The 2,440-nt window shown below is 74.8% G+C and carries 2 pseudogenes; both read left to right on the top strand.

Annotated features, from left to right (window positions below):
• Nucleotides 1-691 (top strand): annotated as a pseudogene (locus ADY01_RS34945) (dihydroxyacetone kinase); the annotation flags it as partial.
• A 67-nt stretch (nt 692-758) separates the two neighbouring features.
• Nucleotides 759-2,318 (top strand): annotated as a pseudogene (locus ADY01_RS34950) (ATP-dependent DNA helicase RecG); the annotation flags it as partial.
• Nucleotides 2,319-2,440 lie beyond the last annotated feature (122 nt).

Here is a 2,440-nt window from a genome sequence, read left to right on the forward strand (position 1 = left end):
GGCGGCCACCGCGCCCCGCCGCCCCGACCTCGCCCCCCGCGCGGTCGTCGCCGTGCTGCCCGGCGACGGCCTGACCGGCCTGTGCGCCGAGGCGGGGGCGACCGCGCTGACCGTCCGCCCCGGCGAGCCGCCGGGCGGCGCCGAACTGGCGGCGGCGATCCTCTCCACCCGGTCGGGCGAGGTCGTCCTCCTCCCCAACGACGACGGCCTGTGGCACGCCGCCGCCGCGGCGGCGGAACAGGCGCGCGCCGGGGGCGTGCGCGTCGCGGTGGTGCCCACCCGCTCCCCGGTCCAGGGCCTCGCGGCGCTCGCGGTGCACGCGCCCGAGCGTCGGTTCGACGAGGACGTCGTCGCCATGACCGCCGCCGCGGGCGCCACCCGCTTCGGCGAACTGGCCGTCGCCGAGAGCGAGTCGTGGACCACCGCCGGGATCTGCCAGGCCGGGGACGTGCTCGGCCTGATCGACGGCGATGTCGCGGTGATCGGCGGCGAACTCGACGGGGTCGCGGGCGACGTGCTGGAACGGATGCTGTCGGCGGGCGGCGAGCTGGTCACGCTGGTGCTGGGCACGGGGGCGCCGACGGGGCTCGCCGCCGCGCTGGAGGCCCAGGTCAGGAGCGGCCACTACGGCGTGGACACCGTCGTCTACGAGGGGCGTCAGAGCGTGCCCCTGCTGATCGGCGTCGAGTAGCGGCGCGGGGGCGAGGGCGGCGGCCGGTGCCCCGGCCGCGCCGGGACGCGCGGCGCCTGTCGGCGCCATGGTGTGCAATGGCAGCGTGACCGCGCTGCACGAACCCCTGGCCAAGGTCGTCGGTGGCACCACCGCCAAGGTGATGGCCGCCCACCTCGACCTGCACACGGTCGGCGACCTCCTGCACCACTACCCGCGCAGGTACGCCGAGCGCGGCGAGCTGACCCGGCTGTCGGAGCTGCCGCTCGACGAGCATGTGACGGTCGTCGCCGAGATCGCCGACACCCGCTCCCTCCCGTTCAACCGGGGCAAGGGACTGCGCCTCGAAGTCACGCTGACCGACGGCACCGGCCGCCTCCAGCTGGTCTTCTTCGGCCGCCGGGCCGTCCACCACCACCAGCGGGAGCTGGTGCCGGGGCGGCGCGGCATGTTCGCGGGGAAGGTCTCCCGTTTCAACCGCAAGCTCCAGCTCTCCCACCCGGCCTACGAGCTGCTCGACGAGGACAGCGGCACCGAGGCGGTCGCCGACTTCGCGGGCCGCCCGTTGCCCCTCTACCCCGCCTGCAAGCAGCTGGAGTCCTGGAGGATCGCCACGTCGGTCGGCGTCGTGCTCGACTCGATGGAGGCCGTCGGCTGGGAGGGGCTCGTCGACCCCCTGCCCCCCGCGCTGCGCGGGCGGCGCGGCCTGCTGCCGCTGCCCGAGGCGTTCGAGAAGATCCACCGGCCGCGCAGCAGGCGGGACATCGCCGAGGCCAGATCCCGGCTCAAGTGGGACGAGGCGTTCGTCCTCCAGACCGCGCTGGCCAGGCGCCGGGCGGCGGCGGCCCAGCTGCCCGCGGTGCCCAGGCGCCCGGCCGAGGGCGGCCTGCTGGCCGCCTTCGACGCGCGGCTGCCGTTCTCGCTCACCGGCGGCCAGGAGCGCGTGACCGCCGAGATCTTCGCCGACCTGGCCGCCGACCACCCGATGCACCGGCTGCTCCAGGGCGAGGTCGGCAGCGGCAAGACGCTGGTCGCGCTGCGCGCGATGCTGGCCGTCGCGGACTCCGGCGGCCAGTCCGCGCTGCTCGCGCCCACCGAGGTGCTGGCCCAGCAGCACCACCGCTCGGTCACCGAGATGATGGGCGACCTCGCCGAGGCGGGCATGCTGGGCGGCGCCGAGCGCTCCACCAAGGTCGTGCTGCTCACCGGTTCGATGGGCGCCCAGGCCCGGCGAAGGGCCCTGCTGGAGGCGGTCACCGGCGAGGCGGGCATCGTGATCGGCACCCACGCGCTGATCGAGGACGTGGTGAAGTTCCACGACCTCGGGCTCGTGGTGGTGGACGAGCAGCACCGGTTCGGCGTCGAGCAGCGCGACGCGTTGCGCGCCAAGGGTGAACGCCCGCCGCACCTGCTGGTGATGACGGCGACGCCGATCCCGCGCACCGTCGCCATGACCGTCTTCGGCGACCTGGAGACCTCAGTGCTGGACGAGCTGCCCCAGGGCCGTTCCCCCATCGCGAGCCACGTCGTTCCCGCGCGGGACAAGCCGCACTTCCTGGCCCGCGCCTGGGAGCGGGTCCGCGAGGAGGCCGAGGGCGGACACCAGGCGTACGTCGTCTGCCCGCGCATCGGCGACGGCGAGGAGCCCGACGCGCAGGCGTGGGAATTGCTAATTCCTCTACGACCGACCATGGCAAGTTAGTCCTTTTACGCTCGCCGACGCTGCGCGCATGGATTCCCCGGGGGAGAATCCACCATGAGCAGGACGCT

Source organism: Streptomyces sp. SBT349 (assembly GCF_001083795.1).
Classification (GTDB): Bacteria; Actinomycetota; Actinomycetes; order Streptomycetales; family Streptomycetaceae; genus Streptomyces.